Source organism: Kribbella swartbergensis, assembly GCF_054784135.1.
On sequence record NZ_BAAGPM010000020.1, the window covers coordinates 1 to 1862 of the forward strand.

3 protein-coding genes are annotated in these 1862 nt (G+C 60.6%); all 3 read right to left on the bottom strand.

The features are described from left to right. Positions 1-207: 207 nt before the first annotated feature. Genes ACYVOK_RS18600 through ACYVOK_RS18610 form a run of 3 tightly spaced genes read right to left on the bottom strand, consistent with a single transcriptional unit; the run spans position 208 to position 1662 of the window. Positions 208-933, bottom strand: coding sequence for a transposase (locus ACYVOK_RS18600; RefSeq protein ID WP_460663720.1), 726 nt, complete (start codon positions 931-933; stop codon positions 208-210). Further along, positions 869-1288, bottom strand: coding sequence for a hypothetical protein (locus ACYVOK_RS18605; protein ID WP_460663721.1), 420 nt, complete (start codon positions 1286-1288; stop codon positions 869-871). Before ACYVOK_RS18605 ends, ACYVOK_RS18600 begins: the two co-directional genes overlap by 65 nt. Positions 1289-1305: 17 nt before the next feature. After that, positions 1306-1662 (bottom strand): transposase, encoded by a 357-nt coding sequence (locus ACYVOK_RS18610; RefSeq protein WP_460663722.1) that lies wholly within the window; start codon positions 1660-1662, stop codon positions 1306-1308. Positions 1663-1862: the final 200 nt, after the last annotated feature.

A 1862-nucleotide genomic window follows, 5' to 3' on the forward strand; every position in this document is an offset into this window, starting at 1 on the left:
GATTGAACCGCTGCAGCAGCTCGGGAGAGTAACGAACGACCCAGCGATGCACGACGTGTGAGAAAATCCCTTTGGCAGGCCAGGTGGCGTCGCTTCACAGTGATCACTCCTCTACGATGTCTGTGAACGGACGAGCGGTTGTTATGCAGGAGATCTATTCGATAAGGGGCCCAGCTTGGGACGTCAGCGCCTGCCGATTTGCCTACTTCAGGCTATGGATGCTCCAAAACGCGGCCGCCACCGCAGTCGGATCCACTGCTGGACATTGTAGGTCAACACCGCCCAGAGCGCTTCGGTGCCGACCTTCGCCAATCCACGCACGTGAAAGCGGCGGAGATCAAGCTTCTCCTTCAGCCATGCATTGACAAATTCCGCCACGCGCCCGCGCTCACGCAGCAAGGTGCGTGTTTCGGGACTGACTTGACGAGCCCGGAAAGCGCTCACCACCGGATCCTCGTGCGTGACAACGATCGAACGCCCGTAAGTGCGATTGCCAGAGCAGCACTGGCGACGGCTGGGACAGACCCGACAATCAGTTTTGCTGGCCTGGTAGCGCACCAGCCTTCGTCCCGGCCGGTCATGACCGTCGCGAGGCGTCAGACGCTTACCTTCCGGGCAAGTGTATGTGTCCGACGCTGGATCGTACTGGAATTTGTCAGGTAGAAAAGCATCGGTCACGCCCACCCGCGCAAACCGCTGCTGGACCCGGCCATCAGTCTCAACCCATGGACCAATCAGTTCGACATCCTTTTCGTGAGCCATCAGGATGTTCTCGCGGCTGGTATAGCCGGCATCCACCACCATTTGATCAGGTGTCTGGCCCAGCCGCTCTTCGATCTGGTCGACAGCGGGAGCAAGATATTCGTAATCAGGAGCCGTTTGACCGACATCCAAACCAACTGCAATGCCATGAGCAGCATCGGTGAGCAGCATCGGTCGAGATCTGGACATTGTAGCTCAAGGCGTAGTGACCATCACCGTGACGCATGATCCGCGCCTCCGGATCTGTTGAGCTAGCCCCAATCTGCCGCTGCCTGGCACGCGCATAGCCCGGGCGCTTGGCCTGGCTGATCTGCTGGACATTGGCCAAGGCCTGCTCAAGGCGCTCAAGCCTCTCCCGCCGGGCTCGCTCGCGAGCGGCGGTCTGCCGAGGCGTATCCTCTTCGCGGCGGGGATCGCCCATAGCAGCGACATGCTCCCGGGCCGCGGCCAGATACTTCCGGATCTGCTCCTCTTGCTTGAACGAGCTCGGTCCTGCCTGCGCGGTGATCTTCGTGCCGTCATGCATGACGGTCCTCAGGGTAATCAGCCCCTCGCACTCAAGATCGCGAGCACCTGCGTGAACACCGCGTCCAACGCGGCATGGGGGGCCAGGCGAAAGTCGGACAGGGTATGGTGATTGATGATGAGCAGCCCTGTCAGCCAGCGAAAGCCCGGATCGTGCTCGCAGCGACGCTCCACCTCTCGCGCCGAGCCGATGCCGCGGCTGTAGGCGTAGATCCATAAGCTCACCAAAAGCCGGGGATCGAAGGCAGGTCGCCCCGCACCCCCTTCAAGCGAACCGATCCGGTCTACAAAGGCTGACAGATCAAGCCGGGTCACCAACTCCCAGATCGCCCGAACAGGATGGTCCTCGTCGACCAGCCGCTCGACATCGAGCATAGTCCAGCACAACTGCTGGCGATCAACGTGCACCAGCCGAACGCGCTTTAGCCGTGATGGGTCTGAGCGGGAACAGGACGATTGAACCGTCTCATTTGAGGCCTGCGCATCGACAGGGTTCATTACCTGACCTCCCTGGAAAGGCTCCGGCTATTGTAGCACGTCGGAGCTCCCAGGGCATTTTCTCACACGTCGTTCAC